1 protein-coding gene is annotated in these 867 nt (G+C 72.4%); it reads right to left on the minus strand.

Annotated elements, in window-relative coordinates; genetic code table 11:
* A partial coding sequence (locus KUM32_RS41435) for a glycerol-3-phosphate dehydrogenase/oxidase (protein WP_217146794.1) occupies window positions 1–867 on the minus strand: 867 nt, incomplete at both ends.

Here is an 867-nt window from a genome sequence, read left to right on the forward strand (position 1 = left end):
CCCTCCACGTCGTCCCGGGTGAGCGGCGTCGCGAGCACCGAGTTGACGTGTTCGAGCAGGTAGTCGATGTCGGCGCTGGAGGCGGCGGGGTGCGCCTTGTCCAGGTCCCAGTCGGTGTCCGTGGTGCCGATGATCCAGTGCCGGCCCCAGGGGATGACGAACAGCACGCTCTTCTCGGTGCGCAGGATCAGCCCGGTCGTGGAGTGGATGCGGTCCTTGGGCACGACCAGGTGGATGCCCTTGGAGGCGCGGACGTGGAACTGGCCGCGCTCGCCGATCATGGCCTGGGTGTCGTCGGTCCACACCCCGGTGGCGTTGACGACCTGTCGGGCGCGCACCTCGAACTCGCCGCCCTGCTCCAGGTCGGAGACCCGGGCCCCGACGACGCGCTCGCCCTCGCGCAGGAAGCCGACGACGCGGGCGCGGTTGGCCACGGTCGCGCCGTACGAGGCGGCGGTGCGCACCAGGGTCGTCACGAAGCGCGCGTCGTCCATCTGGGCGTCGTAGTACTGCAACGCGCCCACCAGCGCGTCCTTGCGCAGAGCGGGCGCCACGCGCAGCGCACGGCCGCGCGTCAGGTGGCGGTGGACGGGCAGCCCGCGGCCGTGCCCCGAGGAGACCGACATGGCGTCGTAGAGGGCGACGCCCGAGCCCGCGTACAGCCGCTCCCAGCCCTTGTGCTGCAGCGGGTACAGGAACGGCACCGGCTTGACCAGGTGCGGCGCGAGCCGCTCCAGCAGCAGCCCGCGCTCCTTCAGCGCCTCGCGTACGAGGGCGAAGTCGAGCATCTCCAGGTACCGCAGCCCGCCGTGGATCAGCTTGCTGGACCGGCTGGAGGTGCCCGCCGCCCAGTCCCGCGCCGCGCTC

The organism is Streptomyces sp. AC627_RSS907 (genome assembly GCF_019049165.1).